The organism is Thalassobacillus cyri, from assembly GCF_900107755.1.
Classification (GTDB): Bacteria; Bacillota; Bacilli; order Bacillales; family Halobacillaceae; genus Thalassobacillus; species Thalassobacillus cyri.
Genome location: NZ_FNQR01000002.1, coordinates 339,060 through 354,316 on the forward strand (window position 1 = coordinate 339,060; position 15,257 = coordinate 354,316).

At 44.1% G+C, this 15,257-nt stretch carries 13 protein-coding genes; 7 read left to right on the forward strand and 6 right to left on the reverse strand.

Features of this window, described 5'->3' with window-relative positions; all coding sequences use genetic code 11:
- Positions 1–158: 158 nt before the first annotated feature.
- From BLV00_RS03900 to BLV00_RS03910, 3 genes are read left to right on the forward strand one after another with little or no spacing between them, the layout of a single operon-like run.
- Entirely contained in the window at positions 159–1,163 is a 1,005-nt protein-coding gene (locus BLV00_RS03900; protein WP_093042599.1) for a FecCD family ABC transporter permease, read from the forward strand.
- Positions 1,160–2,215: a FecCD family ABC transporter permease gene (locus tag BLV00_RS03905; protein ID WP_093042601.1), complete on the forward strand. Its 1,056-nt coding sequence runs from the start codon at positions 1,160–1,162 to the stop codon at positions 2,213–2,215. The genes BLV00_RS03900 and BLV00_RS03905 overlap by 4 nt, the downstream gene beginning before the upstream one ends.
- A gap of 14 nt (positions 2,216–2,229) precedes the next feature.
- Positions 2,230–3,060: an ABC transporter ATP-binding protein gene (locus BLV00_RS03910; RefSeq protein ID WP_093042603.1), complete on the forward strand. Its 831-nt coding sequence runs from the start codon at positions 2,230–2,232 to the stop codon at positions 3,058–3,060.
- A gap of 281 nt (positions 3,061–3,341) precedes the next feature.
- Here the strand turns inward: BLV00_RS03910 and BLV00_RS03915 are convergent, their stop codons facing one another.
- The 6 genes from BLV00_RS03915 to BLV00_RS03945 all read right to left on the reverse strand — a co-directional run bounded on the left by BLV00_RS03915 (position 3,342) and on the right by BLV00_RS03945 (position 11,237).
- Entirely contained in the window at positions 3,342–4,211 is an 870-nt protein-coding gene (locus tag BLV00_RS03915; RefSeq protein ID WP_093042605.1) for an SDR family oxidoreductase, read from the reverse strand.
- Between the two features lie 92 nt (positions 4,212–4,303).
- A complete protein-coding gene (locus tag BLV00_RS03920; RefSeq protein ID WP_093042607.1) occupies positions 4,304–5,701 on the reverse strand; it encodes an amidase in 1,398 nt (465 codons plus the stop codon).
- A 205-nt stretch (positions 5,702–5,906) separates the two neighbouring features.
- A complete protein-coding gene (gene trhO, locus BLV00_RS03925; RefSeq protein ID WP_093042609.1) occupies positions 5,907–6,857 on the reverse strand; it encodes an oxygen-dependent tRNA uridine(34) hydroxylase TrhO in 951 nt (316 codons plus the stop codon).
- Positions 6,858–6,978: 121 nt separating this feature from the next.
- A complete protein-coding gene (locus BLV00_RS03930; RefSeq protein ID WP_093042610.1) occupies positions 6,979–8,319 on the reverse strand; it encodes an MFS transporter in 1,341 nt (446 codons plus the stop codon).
- 434 nt (positions 8,320–8,753) lie between these two features.
- The gene (locus BLV00_RS03940) at positions 8,754–9,914 is read right to left on the reverse strand and encodes a CapA family protein (protein WP_093042614.1); all 1,161 of its coding nucleotides are present in this window, start codon (positions 9,912–9,914) and stop codon (positions 8,754–8,756) included.
- Between the two features lie 132 nt (positions 9,915–10,046).
- Positions 10,047–11,237, reverse strand: coding sequence for an MFS transporter (locus tag BLV00_RS03945; RefSeq protein ID WP_093042615.1), 1,191 nt, complete (start codon positions 11,235–11,237; stop codon positions 10,047–10,049).
- A gap of 303 nt (positions 11,238–11,540) precedes the next feature.
- Here BLV00_RS03945 and pxpB point away from each other — a divergent pair, with 303 nt between their 5' ends.
- From pxpB to BLV00_RS03965, 4 genes are read left to right on the forward strand one after another with little or no spacing between them, the layout of a single operon-like run.
- Positions 11,541–12,260 (forward strand): 5-oxoprolinase subunit PxpB, encoded by a 720-nt coding sequence (gene pxpB, locus BLV00_RS03950; RefSeq protein ID WP_093042617.1) that lies wholly within the window; start codon positions 11,541–11,543, stop codon positions 12,258–12,260.
- Positions 12,257–13,258 (forward strand): 5-oxoprolinase subunit C family protein, encoded by a 1,002-nt coding sequence (locus BLV00_RS03955; protein WP_093042619.1) that lies wholly within the window; start codon positions 12,257–12,259, stop codon positions 13,256–13,258. Before pxpB ends, BLV00_RS03955 begins: the two co-directional genes overlap by 4 nt.
- A gap of 11 nt (positions 13,259–13,269) precedes the next feature.
- Positions 13,270–14,040, forward strand: coding sequence for a LamB/YcsF family protein (locus BLV00_RS03960; protein ID WP_093042621.1), 771 nt, complete (start codon positions 13,270–13,272; stop codon positions 14,038–14,040).
- An 18-nt stretch (positions 14,041–14,058) separates the two neighbouring features.
- On the forward strand, positions 14,059–15,249 hold the full coding sequence (locus BLV00_RS03965) for an NRAMP family divalent metal transporter (protein WP_093042623.1): 1,191 nt from the start codon (positions 14,059–14,061) through the stop codon (positions 15,247–15,249).
- The last annotated feature ends 8 nt before the right edge of the window (positions 15,250–15,257 follow it).

Genomic DNA, 15,257 nt, shown 5'->3' on the forward strand with positions numbered 1-15,257 from the left:
GCTTACCTAATCTATTATCTTTAGTCAATGGAAATTTGAAATATTTTGTGACATAAATGAAAATGATTCTCAAAATCATTGACAGTAAGGCATGGGTCAAATAGACTTGATTATGTAAGGAATTTACTAGTTTCCGTATAATGAGAGGATTAAAAATTATGGTGTTGAGGACAGCCGGTGCGAAATGGTCAGGTATTCTTGCCGGACTTCTGCTGCTTATCTTATTTCTCTGCGGGAGTATCGTTTTAGGTTATACAGATGTAACACTAAAAGAAGCATACCAAGCTTTTTTTCATTTTGAACAAACTAATAAACATATCATTATAAAAGATGTCCGGCTACCGAGGGCACTGATTGCCAGTGTGGTAGGAGCTTCTTTAGCTATAGCTGGTGTACTGATGCAGGCACTTACCCGAAACCCGCTCGCATCTCCTGGGATTTTCGGAATTAATGCAGGAGCTTCCTTGTTCGTTGTACTTGCAGTCTCCTATTTCCAGTCTATTTCTCTGCAAGGAATGGCATGGGTATCTTTTTTAGGAGCAACAGTGGCTGCTGTCACGGTGTACGCAATCGGCTCTGTTGGCCGGCAGGGCTTAACACCAGTAAGGCTCACATTGGCCGGTGCTGCCATTGCGGCATTGTTCTCTTCTTTTACCCAGGGGCTGCTCGTTTTGAATGAAAAGGCTCTGGATGAAGTATTGTTTTGGCTGGCAGGATCTGTGCAGGGAAGAAGCCTGGAATACCTTTCTTCCGTATTTCCATATCTTGCAGCTGCATGGATTGGGTCCCTGCTCATTTCCCGTCATATCAATATTTTGATCATGGGGGAGGATGTAGCTCAGGGTCTGGGCCAGAGAACCGGATGGATAAAAGCAGTCTCTGGCATCCTGGTTGTACTCTTAGCAGGAGGAGCAGTAGCGGTTGCTGGTCCGATAGGTTTCATCGGGATCGTAGTGCCCCATTTTGCAAGGTCAATCGTTGGGCAGGATCATCGCTGGGTAATCCCTTATGCAGGCATATTAGGAGCTATCTTATTATTGGTTGCCGATATCACTGCAAGGTATGTCATTATGCCGGAAGAGGTTCCGGTTGGTGTCATGACGGCAATTATCGGAACACCATTTTTCATCTACATTGCCCGTAAAGGATTGAAAAGCACATGAGCAGATATCGCGTATTTCGTACAAAAAATGATTGGATCTCGTTTCTTTTCGATCCCAGGTCGATGGTCGTATCCGCACTGCTTCTTCTCGCTTTAGTTACGTTGTTTTTATTTTCAGCAGCCCTGGGTGAAATCTTTGTTCATCCTCTGGATGTAATCAAAGTTTTGATCGGGCAGGGAAATGAAATAAATCAAATGGTAGTCAACTCATTCAGGATGCCAAGGATTTTAACCGCACTTTTTGTGGGTATTGCGTTATCAGTCAGTGGGGCAATTCTACAAGGAATGATCAGAAACCCACTCGCATCACCAGATATTATTGGAATCACAGGTGGTGCAGGGGTAGCAGTTGTCGCATTCCTGGCCATGTTCAGTAATGAGGACAATGCATTGACCGTAAGTCTTCAGTGGTTGCCTTTGGCTTCTTTCATTGGAGCCATCATTGTTGGGTTTATGGTATACATTCTTGCTTATAAAAATGGAATTGCGCCCATGACACTGGTTTTAATAGGAATAGGCATTTCCTTATTGACCCAGGCATTGATCACGATGTTCATGATTCTGGGACCTATCTTCCGTGCTTCCCAAGCAAATATATGGCTGACTGGAAGTGTATATGGTTCCAATTGGGCGGAAGTTAAAATATTGATTCCTGTCGTTCTGGTTCTGTTTATATTTTCATTGATTATTTCAAGAAGAATCAATGCTCAAGAATTAGGGGAAGAAGCTGCTGCAGGTATTGGGGCTCATCTTCAAAGGGACCGGCTGATTTTTTTAGCATTGTGCACGGCATTGACTGGTGCTGCCGTTGCCTTTGCTGGCGGGATCGGTTTTGTTGGATTGATGGCTCCCCATATTGCCAGGCGTTTGGTGGGTTCTTCCTACGGTTCCTTGATACCAGTATCAGCATTAGTCGGTGCGATTGTCGTACTTGGTGCTGACCTGGTGGGACGCACATTATTTTCACCACTTGAAGTTCCTGCCGGAGTTTTCACGGCTGCGATCGGTGCGCCTTACTTCATCTTTTTGCTTTATAAAAGCAAGCAGTCATAAAAGGAGAGATTACTATGAAAACGCTGATTGCCAATGATTTGTCGCTAGGATACGGAGAAGATCTTATTATCGATTCCCTTGATATTTCGATACCTAAAGGGGAAGTAACGGTATTGATTGGTGGAAATGGCTGCGGAAAGTCTACATTGCTGCGTTCATTAGCCAGACTTCTGAAACCGCAGTCCGGCCATATTGTGCTAGATAATAAAGATATCTCAAAGATGCGCACCAAAGAAGTGGCAAAGAAGATGGCTATCTTGCCGCAAAGCCCTGTTACTCCGGAAGGACTGACTGTGCTGCAATTGGTGAAGCAGGGACGCTACCCATACCAAAGCTGGGCACGCCAATGGTCAAAGCAGGATGAGGAAGCTGTACAGACTGCTTTAGAAGCGACCAACATGCTTGAACTGAAAGACCGTTCGGTGGACTCGTTATCAGGCGGGCAAAGACAGCGGGCATGGATTGCCATGACACTTGCCCAGAACACGGACACGTTGTTACTGGATGAGCCTACAACGTATTTGGATATGACTCACCAGATTGAAATTCTGGACCTTTTATTTGATTTAAATCAGGATCATGGCCGAACAATTGTGATGGTGTTGCATGATATCAACCTTGCGAGCAGGTATGCCGACCATATCGTCGCTTTGAAGGATAAAAAAGTCTATGCGCAAGGAAAGCCGGAAGATATTGTAACATGTAAAATGGTTCAGGATGTCTTTGAAATGACGTGTGATGTCAGGGAGGATCCTTTGTTTGGTACACCAATGTGTATCCCGCACGGAAAAGGACGCTGTCTTATCAAAGCAGCTCAAAAACAAACCAGCCAAATTTCATCGTAAACAAAAATAATGCCCCAGGAGAACATGCTGTACTCCTGGGGCATTATTTAAATGTCTAAGTAATTATTTATTGGGCGGAGATAACCCTTTGTAGCGGGCTGCATCCAGCTCCGACGCATAGGACGTGCTAGTGCCGATGACGCCACAGGACGTGGCATTTTCATCGGCCAGTGCCTACCCCCTCGAGGTTTTAAGTCAATCCTCTCTGTGACACAAAACGTCACGGCGAGGCTTGTCTTAAGCTTGTCGGGGGTGAGCAAGGCACATGCGCTTTTGGTCTTTTAACTGCTCATCCAATGGCCTCCGTTAATGTGGATACATTGCCCAGTCATATAAGAAGAATCATCAGAAGCTAAGAGTACATAGCTGCCGACATGTTCGACAGGCTGACCAGGACGATCCATCGGAGTGTTGGTTCCGAATACTTCGACTTTATCCTTATCAAAACTGGACGGGATAAGAGGGGTCCAAATCGGCCCTGGTGCCACCATATTGACACGAATACCTTTATCTACCAACACTTGTGCCATCGAGCGTGTGAAACCGACCACAGCACCTTTTGTAGCAGTGTAGTCGATCAACTCTTTGTTTCCACGATAGGCATTGATCGAAGTGGTATTGATGATGGCATCTCCTTCCTTCAAATGAGGAACAGCTGCCCTTGTAAAATGCCAGTAGGAATAAAAGTTGGTCTTGAACGTACGCTCCATTTGTTCTGTCGAAATCTCTTCCAGGCTTGCTTGTGGATGCTGTTCGGCAACATTATTAACTAAAATATTCAATTTGCCGAATTCATCGACCGTCTGCTGTACAGCATCCTTGGCGAATTGTTCTTCTCCAGCATCACCAGCAATCAAGAGACACTTGACTCCTTCTTGTTCTACCCGTTCTTTCAGGCTTTCCGCGTCTTCGTGTTCATCTAAATAGACGATTGCCAGATGGGCGCCTTCTTTGGCGTATCCGATGGCCACAGCACGACCTATTCCGCTGTCTCCGCCTGTAATCAATGCTACTTTATCTTTCAGCTTTCCGCTGCCTTTATAATCATCATCTTCGACAATCGGTTTAGGCTCCATCGGCTCCCGAAACCCTGGCTGTCTGTCCTGAACCTGTTTTGGTTGTCCTTCTGTTTGACGATCTGTCGGTTTCATGAATACTGCCTCCTTTAACTTTTTCGCTAGTGAACGATACCACCTAAAGGATTTTAATAAACAAACGTAAAAACTTTTTACAGATGCAATGGTTAATAATAGGACGCCCAGGATTGTGCACGCTCAAGCTGCGCAGCCAGGCGGAACATCAAATCATCCTTGCCAAGTCTGCCGGTGAACTGAACACCAACCGGTAGTCCATGTGCTGTCCAATATAAAGGCACACTCATCGAAGGCTGACCGGTTACATTTGCAATTGGTGTAAAACTGCAAATATCCGTAAAATTGTACATCATATCTTTTGTCGCATCTTCACCATTAGAGAAGGAATCAAGAAGAGAAGGCAATCCATTCAAAACAGGAGTCAACAGCACGTCATACTGGTCGTGGAAAGTATGGATTTTTTGTGATTCTCTCATCAGCATCACTCTTGCTTCCTCATACTCAGAAGCGGAGAGGTGAGACCCCAGGTTGAACACATGATAGGAAATAGGTTCTAACTTATCTTTTGAAGGTTTCGTCTCATTCCACTTTGCCATATGTTTAATCAAAAGGGAGCCGCCAGCAATCCAGCTTGTTATAAAGTGGTTGGCGAAGGCTTCAAATTCAAATGGCAAAGGCTGATATTTAACTTCATGACCAAGAGATTCAAGCAGACGAACGGCATGGTTGACTGCATTCCTGGATTCTTCAGAGATAGAAACGCGCCCCCTCCAATCAGGATCTACTGCTATCTTAAGCCTGCCAGGATCCTTATCAATATTCGAAAGAAGGGGAGTATTCTCGGCAAAGGAAGGGTAGCTTTCTCCTGGCCCAGCCCCCTTGATAATATCCAGCAGTCCTGCGCTGTCCCTGACTGATTTGGTCAGTGCATGGTTAACTCCAAAGTTATTCATATACAGACCAAAAGGCACTTGCCCCCTGGAAGGTTTATAACCAAACAACCCGCATGCAGAAGCAGGAATCCGTATTGATCCGCCGCCATCACTGCCGTGTGCGAAAGGAGCCATTCCTGAAGCCACTGCTGCTGCTGCACCTCCACTGGAACCGCCGGAGGACCTGTCCAACGCCCATGGATTTTTGGTTGGCCCCAGGTGGTCTGGTTCCGTTGTGGGTAAAAAACCGAACTCCGGGGTATTCGTTTTACCAAGAAAAATTAACCCAGCCTCTCGGTAGCGCTTCACAAAAATATCGTCTTCCATCGCGGTGAAACCGTCCATCAGTTTCGAACCTGAAGTAGTCGGGAGACCTTTAATATTATTCAAGTCTTTGATAAGAAAAGGGACGCCTCCGAACAAGGTGGCATCCGGTTTATATTGTTTTGCTTGCTCAAGGGCTTGGTCAAACATGGTATGTACCACAGCATTCAATTTAGGGTTGAACTTTTCAATTCTTTTTATGTAATGCTCGGTCAATTCATAAGCACTGATTTCCTTCTGTTCTATCAATTGCTTCTGAGCTGTAGCATCCAGGTGAATGATATCCAGCATCAAATAAATACCTCCTAAATTTCCTTATATTACGTAAAGGACTTTACTTAAATGTATATAGCAACTCTGCAATGTTAAAGGACAAAACTGATATTTAACGAAGCTTATAAGAAAGGGGAATCGAAACGATCACTTCACTTATAAATTAAAAAACGTTGGCCTGTTAGAGACCAACGTTATTTGAAGTGCCCACGCAGAAACTAAATTAGTTTTGCGTTTGGATTCGATCATATTTATCGATTTGTTTTTGTCTGTCTACGTCCCAGCGATTTTCCGGATGCTCGCGGCATTCCGTAGTGCATGCGGCATGCTGCTCGATTTCACATTCTTCGCAGCACACATATTGACGGTTACAAATCGGATTGCTGCAGTTGATCATGCGGTCTTCTTTTTTACCACAGTGTTCACATTCTGAGATAACGGTGTCTTCTTCCGTATGGTTGACAGGAACTGAAATCCGCTCGTCAAACACATACATTTTCCCGTCGAAGTAGCGGCCTTTTACATCAGGATCTTTACTGTAAGTGGTAATACCGCCATCCAGCTGATAGACATCTTCCACACCGTTTTTCATCAGAATGCCTGTCAGCTTCTCACAGCGAATGCCACCAGTGCAGTAAGTGAGTACTTTTTTGTCTTTCCATTGATCGGCATTTTCAGCAATCCACTCTGGAAACTCGCGGGAAGTCTCGACTTCCGGCTGAATGGCATTGCGGAAGTGGCCGATACGATATTCATATTCATTACGACCATCGATCACGATGGTATCTTCATCCTGGAGCATTTCATAAAATTCTTTCGGCTTCAAGCGCTTGCCGGTGAATGACTTCGGATCGATGTCATCATTTTCGATGCTCCAATTGACGACTTCTGATTTCGCACGTACGTGCATTTTTTTGAAAGTATGACCTTCTACTTCATCTATTTTAAAAATCATCTCTTTGAATCGTTCATCTGCATGCATTTGCTTCATATATTCATCGGTCTGCTCAACTGTTCCGGATACGGTTCCGTTAATCCCTTCAGGGGCAACGATGATCCGCCCTTTCAGACCTAATTCTTTGCAGTATGCCAAATGCTCTTCCGCATACTCCTCATATTCTGGTAAATCGACATATTTATAATATAACAACACACGGTAGTCTTTATTACTCATTTCTTATTCCTCCTGTTTCACATTGCAAGTGTGATAACATTTTTTTGCCACACTATATCATATCTACTTTTTGAAAAAATTTCAACAAGAGATGGTTTTCAATAGACCCTTTATTTGGAAGTTAGGGTCTTTCTTTTGGTTTCTTCTTGATATAAACGTAGGCGATTGTATAGGAATAACTCATCCCAATAATCAGAACCAGAAGTGGAAGAAGGAAAGAAGCTGCCCCAGTGGCTTGTGTAACTTCCAATAAAATTCCTGCCAGCACTGCTCCTGAAGCACTTCCAATGAAGTGGGTAAGCTGTTTCAGGCCAATCCCTGCACCGATTTGTTCATCCGGTAATATCCGCGATACTTCATTGGTAGAACTGGAAGATAAGCTGGAAAAGCCAAAACTGGTAAACAGGTAGGCAAACATAATCATGTAAAAGTTGACAGCAAATAAAAAGTATAAAATCATACTGGATAAAAGCAATAATCCTTGAGCACTGACAAGCACGATGATATTTCCAAACTTATCTATCAACTTTCCTACGATGATAGCAGCGCCTGCAGAGAGTATAGCCCCGGGGAAAATTACCATACCGATTAATAATGGCCCCAGGTTATAGATTTGCTGGAGCATCAGCGGCATCAAAAATAAAATGGCAAAGTTAGTAGCAAAGCCGATATACGTTATATATAAAAGACGCCGATAAAGCTTATTTTGGAGCAGTTCGGGTTGGATGAACGGTAGTTGGGCCCTTGTAATCCGCATCCATAATAAGACTGCCAGTAACAAGCCGATAACCGGGTAGTACCAGTGATAGGTCGTAATAAAAAGCAGAAAGGAGGTAATTGTCCCGCCAGTCAATAATCCTCCTAAAATGTCGAAAGCTCCCTTTTCTACGGTTTCCTCAGGCATTTTCTTTTTTAAAATCGGGATGACAGCTACAACAAATAAAGTAATGATAAATAGGTAATTCCAGCTCAGGAACTGCGTGATAATTCCACCTGCTACAGGTCCTAATCCAAATCCTAAAGCAGAAGCTGAAGCGATAATTGCCATGGCTCTTCCTCTATATGATACAGGGATGTAACGGCTGGCAAATACAAAGGAAAGCCCAGGAATGGCGGCAGCTCCAGATGCCTGACATAACCTGGCGATCAACAACCAAGTAAAACTATCTGCAAAAAAACCCAGCAATGATGAACTTCCAAAAATGATCATACCAATAATCAAGAGCATTCGAAGCGGCAGGTAATCCGAAAGGCGGGTATAAGTAATCGTAAAAATAGCTAATACGATTGAATATCCAGAGACAATCCATGCCCCCTCTGAAGGAGCTAAAGAAAAATCTTCTAATATAGTAGGTAATGCGATATTAAACATCGTTGTGTTCATTACAACAAGCCATACAGCGGCACTTAATATCAGGATCGTATTAAAGTTGGTGGATCTGTTTGTTTGTTCTTTGGTCATTGATAGACCTCCTTTAGCCGCTCTTTTTCTACATAAGTGTATAGGAGATCGTTTAAGGATGCGAAACATACGTTCATATCAGGGGGAAGGGGGTGAAGAACTACCTGGAAAGGAGCCATTCACTATATCAAGGCAATACAAGAAATTGCTCCGCGACTTTGGGGACATTTCACTGTGTTCTGTCTCTGGCTGTGTTTTACCTAAGTACTTCAGTTTTTGTAAAAATGTTGGAGTTTTTCTAGGTATTTTCACATCTCCTTACATTTTTTAAGGATAAAACATGCATGAAGAATAGCGATATTAAGTTTATGGGAACGGATTCCAATATTATTTTCACAATATTAAAGTAATTTTAAACCCACCTTCAATAAATGGATAAAAAAAGCCGAGCTTTATACAGCTCGGTTGTTGATGGTGTGAGAAATATCATATTTTTATAAAGAAGGAAAACGTAATTCAGGAAGCCACTGGGACATGTGATGTTTAATATCCTCGAATACCTTTTTTTGTTCAGGGATGACTTCTTCCTGAAGAGAGCTATGCATCGGCACTACCTTAAAGTCTGTGCCTGCGTGGTGATTGGCAAAAGGGGTATAGTCAACGATCGTTGGTATGAACGCAGGTTGATTAATAGAGACCGATCCATCTTTTCTGTCTTTTTCAAGCTCCACTTGCAGGATGCCTCCGATCCGCCTGTAGGTTTCTTCCTGAGCAGAGAGGAAATTTCCTAAGGAGTAAATGACAAGTGTTTCATTTCCGTTCTTTCCTTGAAGCATTTCAATTGGCTGAAGTACATGAGGGTGATGACCCAGAATAACATGGGCACCGGCATCGGATATAAGCTGGGCTAATTTTTTTTGATAATCATTAGGTATACGCTGATACTCTTCGCCGAAATGCATACTGACAACAACGGCATCTGCCACTTGATTCGCTTGCTTAACTTCAGACCTGATGGCTTGTTCATCAATCAAATTGACAAGATAATCTTTATTTTCAGGCACCGGTATTCCGTTCGTACCATACGTATAGCTTAAAAATGCGACATCGATTCCTACTGATGTTCGTATTACACGGAGGTCGTTTTGATCTGGTTGACTTTTGAAGGCGCCTGTATAGGTCATATCGATAGCATTCCAATGGGAGATTGCCTGTTCAATCGCTTTTTCACCACGGTCAAGGGTGTGGTTGTTGGCAATCGAAACGACATCGATCCCGCTCGTCTTCAAGGCAGTACCGACTTCCCGCGGGCTGTTGAAAGCAGGATATCCCGACAGGCCGAAGTCGGTTCCCCCTATCATTGTTTCCTGATTAGCAATCGATATCGTGGTGTTTTTCAGGTAGGGTGCAACATTCTTGAACATGGGGGTGAAATCATAACCCCCGGAAGTTTGTGCATCACGATAAACGGGAGTATGGATCAGAATATCACCGATAGCGGAGAGGGTTATTTTGGGGTTGGCAGGGAAGTCTTGTTTTGCCTGGACGTCAGTATTCTTTAAAGTAAGGTCTTTAACAGATAAAATAGTACGCTCCGATTGGCTGCAGGCAGCTGTAATGAGAAATAATATGAGGAGGAAGAAGATTCTTTTCATAAGAAGCGCCCCTTTAAATAGGAAAATAGGTAGGATTTGAAAGACCTTTTTCCTATATTATAAACCGTTTTCATGAAAATAAAAATAAGCCTCCCGTTTTTTTTCGTGAAAAAACGGGAGGCTTCTCCATATTTAGACGGAATGCGCATGGTGTTCAGCAGCATGCGGGTTTCGCTGCATGGTCAAATACATGGCAATGCCAGAGGCTACGAGTAATGTACTGGTAACAAAGAATACGGATGAAAAACCGAAATACCCGGAAAGCATTCCACCGAGTGCAGGTCCAATCATATTTCCCAAGAAACGTATACTGGTATTATAGCCGAGCACTTCCCCTTGCATAGCGAGTGGAGCTTCCTGGCGAATGTAGGCAGACCGTACCGGAATAATTCCTCCGATTGAAGCCCCCAGCAGAAAACGGATAATAACTAACTGCCATATACTTGTAACGAACGCGCCTGGTAAATAAACGATTCCTGCCATGAATAAAAGGAACACAAGAATTTTGACATAACCGACCCGGTCAGCAATGCGGCCCCAGCGTCTGGCCATCAACAAATTACCTAACCCTGCTGCGGAGAATGCGATTCCTGAAAAGAAAGCAAGATTGGCAGCACCATGCAACTCAGCAACATATAAGGACAAAATAGGCTGGATGCTGAAATGGGCAATTTGCACGAACAAAGAGACCAGCATGACCATTACCAGTACTGGATGCCTGATAATATGGCGGATGACTTCCCTACTGGAATAACTGGTTTTATTAGCACTATTTTCATCTTCCATTTTCACTTCTTTGATTCCAAAGATGACAATCAAACCTGATAGAAAGACAGTGATCGATGTTCCCTGGAAAGTTGCAGAATAACCGAAAGAATCAGCTAATAATCCACCTAGCATCGGGCCCATCAAACTTCCCGTGATACTCCCGGTCTGCAGGGTTCCAAGCACCCTGCCAGCAATGTTTTTCGGTGTCTGTGTTGCGATCAGTGCTTGTGACATCGGAATAAATCCAGTGAAAACCCCCATGAATAACCGGAGGAAAAACAACTGCAAGACCGAGTCGGCCAGTCCCATCAAGAAAACAGAGAGTCCGAGCCCAAAGGCAGAAATGATTAAGATCTTCTTTCTGCCATACTTGTCCCCAACTCGTCCCCAGATAGGCGCAAACAAAAAAGCAGTCACAAAGGTGACACCAAACACCCACCCTGACCATTTTTGCACATATGCTTCAGAGAAGTTACCGAAGCTTTCTATATATAAAGATAAAAAGGGCAAAACCATGGTTATGCTTCCTGCAATGAAGAAATTGGCAAACCACATAATGAACAGATTTCGTTGTGCCAGTTTTTCTTGGTCAACGATAATGAATCACTTCTTTCAAAATAAATACTTCGATACCCTAAATATTATGTCGTCATCCTAAATGTATATCATAAACCTGGCAACCTTGAAAGAAAAATGCTCTATCATCGTTATTTGTATTGGAGATGGGGAATATATCCATTAAAAAATATCAGAAAATTAGATTGAATTGAAATTCTAGTTCGTTTACCATTTATGAATATAGAATTTTATGAAAAATATACGAACCAAAAAAGTATGGGCTGCAAAGGAGGCCATCGTTTGGATTATAAAGTATACCCGCTGGGTGATCAGGCGGTCATTATTGAGTTTGGAAAAACGATAGATGAAAATACGCACGAGCGAGTGAAAAGCACAGCCATTTATTTTGAAGAAAATCCGTGGGAATGGATGACTGAATATATTCCTGCTTTTTCAACAATAGCTGTATTTTATGATCCTATGAAAGTGCTGGATTACTTGGGAAAAACAGAATCCCGGCTGCCATATGAGCTGGTAGTTGAAGAGCTTGATAGAAACCTTGCCACGCTGAAAGAAAGGCAGTCTGCACAAGCACGAGTCGTAGAAATTCCTGTCTGTTATGGAGGAGACTTAGGTCCAGACCTCTCCTTCGTCGCTGAACATAATGGTCTGACAGAAAAGCAAGTTATTGAGCATCATACGCAGGGAGATTATCTTGTTTATATGATCGGCTTTGCACCAGGCTTTCCTTATATCGGAGGCATGACGAAAAAGATAGCGACTCCAAGGAAAGAAGAACCCAGACTTCAAATTCCAGCAGGTTCTGTCGGTATCGCAGGCAGCCAGACTGGTGTCTATCCGATTGAGACTCCTGGCGGCTGGCAATTAATCGGGCGTACCCCATTGCCTTTGTTTCAGCCAGACCAAGTAAATCCCTCTTTATTACAAGCCGGAGATAAAGTCGTCTTTAAAGCGATTACCCGACAGGAATATGACGCTTACAAGGAGGGTGAAGTATGATAAAGGTTTTAAAGCCAGGCCTTCTGACCAGTCTGCAGGACCTCGGCAGGACCGGTTTTCAAAAGCAAGGGGTCATTGCCAGCGGTGTTATGGATCCTGTAGCTCATCGGATTGCTAATTTGCTGGTAGGCAACCAGGAGGACGTGCCTACCATGGAAGTGACATTGGCAGGTCCCAGTTTAAGATTTGAAAATGATACGTTGGTCTCCCTTTGCGGAGGGGACCTTTCGGCATCGATTGATGATGATCCGGTCAAGCTGTGGCGCCCTGTTTTTGTGAAAAAAGGCAGTATACTCCGGTTTGGACAAGCCAAAGAGGGATCTCGGGTTTACTTAGCTGTGGCAGGCGGCTTTGATGTTCCGGAAATCATGGGGAGCAAGTCGACATATCTCCGTGCCGGTCTCGGTGGATTTCATGGAAGAGCTGTGCAGGAGAATGATGAACTACCAGTGGAGGAAGCTTCCGGTGTGGCTAAGAAGATATTGGCTTCATTAAGAAAGGAATCCGAAGGTCGAAATTTTATCAGTATGGATTGGTATGTAGCTTCTGAATTCATCCCGGCATTTCAGGAAGAGCAGTCGGTACGAGTCATGAAGGGGAGACAATACCATTTATTTAAAAGGGAAAGCAGGGAAGCCTTTTTTCATGAGGTGTTTAAAGTCGGCGGTAAGTCTGACCGTATGGGCTATCGCCTGGATGGCCCGGGATTATATTTAGAAAAAGAGGAGGATATGATTTCAGAAGCGGTAGCTTTAGGTACGGTTCAAGTACCGCCGAATGGACAACCAATCATCCTGCTTGCTGACAGGCAGACAACGGGTGGGTATCCGAAAATCGGACAAATTGCCTCGGTCGACATACCACTGATGGCGCAAATGAAACCTGGAGAGAAAGTCCGTTTTCAGGAAGTATCCCATGACGAAGCACAACAACTTTATTTAGAAAGAGAGCGTAGTATCCAGCAGCTGGCTCAAGGAATACGACTGAAATTCAATTAGGAGGGTTTGATATGGCGGTTGTAGATTTAAATTGTGATATGGGAGAGAGCTTTGGAACCTATCAAAAAGGGCGTGATGAAGAGATTCTTGACTATATCACTTCAGCTAACGTGGCATGCGGGTTCCATGCGGGAGACTTCACAACAATGAGAAAGACGGTAGCGATGGCCGTGGAAAAAGGGGTAGGCATCGGGGCGCATCCCGGTTTACCTGACCTGATGGGATTTGGCAGGCGGAACATCGACATCTCTCCAGAGGAAGCATATGAACTTGTCATCTATCAAATCGGAGCATTGAACGGATTTGTTCAATCCGAAGGTGGAAAGATGCAGCATGTCAAACCACATGGTGCATTATATAATATGGCAGCTAAGCGTCAGGACTTATCGGAAGCGATTGCCGAAGCCGTTTTTAAAGTAGACTCCGATCTCATCTTATTTGGATTGGCAGGCAGTGAATTGGTGAAGGCGGGTAAGAAAGCAGGTCTTCGTACAGCCAGTGAAGTCTTTTCCGACCGGACCTATCAAGAAGATGGTTCCCTGACTTCGAGGAAAGAAATAAACGCCTTACTTACTGACTACGAGGAAGCGGTCTCCCAGGTGATTCGGATGGTAAAAGAAAAGAAGGTTCACACAGTACAAGGGAAAGATATCGATGTGCAGGCAGATACCATTTGCATCCACGGTGACGGAGCAAACGCTCTGGATTTTGCGAAATATATCAATCAAGCATTGAAAGAATCCGGCATTGAAACGGCTAAAATCAAAGATCTACTGAAATAACAGCAAGGAGTGGAACTTATGGACAAAAAATCAAGAAGACGACTGCTTTTGGGAGCAGCGTTTTTGATGGCGACTTCTGCCATTGGACCTGGATTTCTGACACAAACAACACATTTTACAGAGCAATTAGCAGCTAGCTTTGGCTTTGTTATCCTGGTCTCGATAATCATTGATATCGGAGCCCAGTTGAACATTTGGCGGATTATCGCTATCTCAGAAAAACCTGCCCAGGACATAGCGAACAAGCTCCTCCCGGGACTTGGTTTTGCTTTGTCCGCCCTGATTGTGGCAGGCGGTCTCGCCTTTAATATTGGTAATATCGCCGGTGCAGGATTAGGTACCAACGTCCTGTTCGGGATTTCACCAGAAATGGGGGCACTCTTCAGCGGCCTGGTTGCTATCGGGGTATTCCTCGTACGAGAAGCAGGTAAGGTGATGGACCGCTTCGCACAGATGCTGGGTTTTCTTATGATCGGGTTGACGGTCTATGTCATGTTCACTGCAACTCCTCCGCTGGGAGAAGCGGTTGTAAAGACGATTGCCCCTGATACGATAGACTTTCTTGCAATTGTAACACTTGTCGGTGGGACTGTCGGTGGCTATATCACTTTTGCCGGTGGACACCGGCTGCTGGAAGCAGGAGTCAAGGGTAAGGAGTCGTTAGAATATGTCAATCGTAGTGCGGTCTCAGCGATCGGCTTCGCTTCTATCATGCGCGTCTTTTTGTTTTTGGCTGCGCTGGGAGTGGTCGCTCAAGGCATACAATTGGATCCAGGGAATCCAGCCGCCACTGTATTCCAGTCGGCAGCGGGTACCATAGGTTATAAAATATTTGGTGTGGTTATCTGGGCGGCAGCTGTTACTTCTGTTGTAGGAGCAGCTTATACGTCGGTGTCCTTCATCCGATCATTCAGTAAATCAATTGAGAAGCACCATAAATGGTATATTGTCGGATTCATAGCTATTTCTACCTTAGTATTTGTCTCTGTTGGGCGTCCGGTCAGCATCTTAATTTTAGTTGGTTCCCTGAATGGATTAATTTTGCCGCTTGCGTTGGGGGTCATGATTATAGCTGCCCATAAAAAGAGCATCGTCGGTGATTATAAGCACCCCGTTTGGATGACTATATTCGGAGCCTTGATCGTCATTGTCATGACCTATATGGGCTTCATCACGCTAATTGAAGGTATTCCGCAATTATTTGAATAACATATAGG

Coding starts and splice junctions, on each gene's coding strand:
- BLV00_RS03930 (WP_093042610.1), bottom strand. CDS start 8,319: ATGACCAAAGAACAAACAAACAGATCCACCAACTTTAATACGATCCTG.
- BLV00_RS03945 (WP_093042615.1), bottom strand. CDS start 11,237: ATGTGGTTTGCCAATTTCTTCATTGCAGGAAGCATAACCATGGTTTTG.
- BLV00_RS03960 (WP_093042621.1), top strand. CDS start 13,270: ATGGCGGTTGTAGATTTAAATTGTGATATGGGAGAGAGCTTTGGAACC.
- trhO (WP_093042609.1), bottom strand. CDS start 6,857: ATGAGTAATAAAGACTACCGTGTGTTGTTATATTATAAATATGTCGAT.
- BLV00_RS03905 (WP_093042601.1), top strand. CDS start 1,160: ATGAGCAGATATCGCGTATTTCGTACAAAAAATGATTGGATCTCGTTT.
- BLV00_RS03920 (WP_093042607.1), bottom strand. CDS start 5,701: ATGCTGGATATCATTCACCTGGATGCTACAGCTCAGAAGCAATTGATA.
- BLV00_RS03955 (WP_093042619.1), top strand. CDS start 12,257: ATGATAAAGGTTTTAAAGCCAGGCCTTCTGACCAGTCTGCAGGACCTC.
- BLV00_RS03965 (WP_093042623.1), top strand. CDS start 14,059: ATGGACAAAAAATCAAGAAGACGACTGCTTTTGGGAGCAGCGTTTTTG.
- BLV00_RS03915 (WP_093042605.1), bottom strand. CDS start 4,211: ATGAAACCGACAGATCGTCAAACAGAAGGACAACCAAAACAGGTTCAG.
- BLV00_RS03940 (WP_093042614.1), bottom strand. CDS start 9,914: ATGAAAAGAATCTTCTTCCTCCTCATATTATTTCTCATTACAGCTGCC.
- BLV00_RS03910 (WP_093042603.1), top strand. CDS start 2,230: ATGAAAACGCTGATTGCCAATGATTTGTCGCTAGGATACGGAGAAGAT.
- BLV00_RS03900 (WP_093042599.1), top strand. CDS start 159: ATGGTGTTGAGGACAGCCGGTGCGAAATGGTCAGGTATTCTTGCCGGA.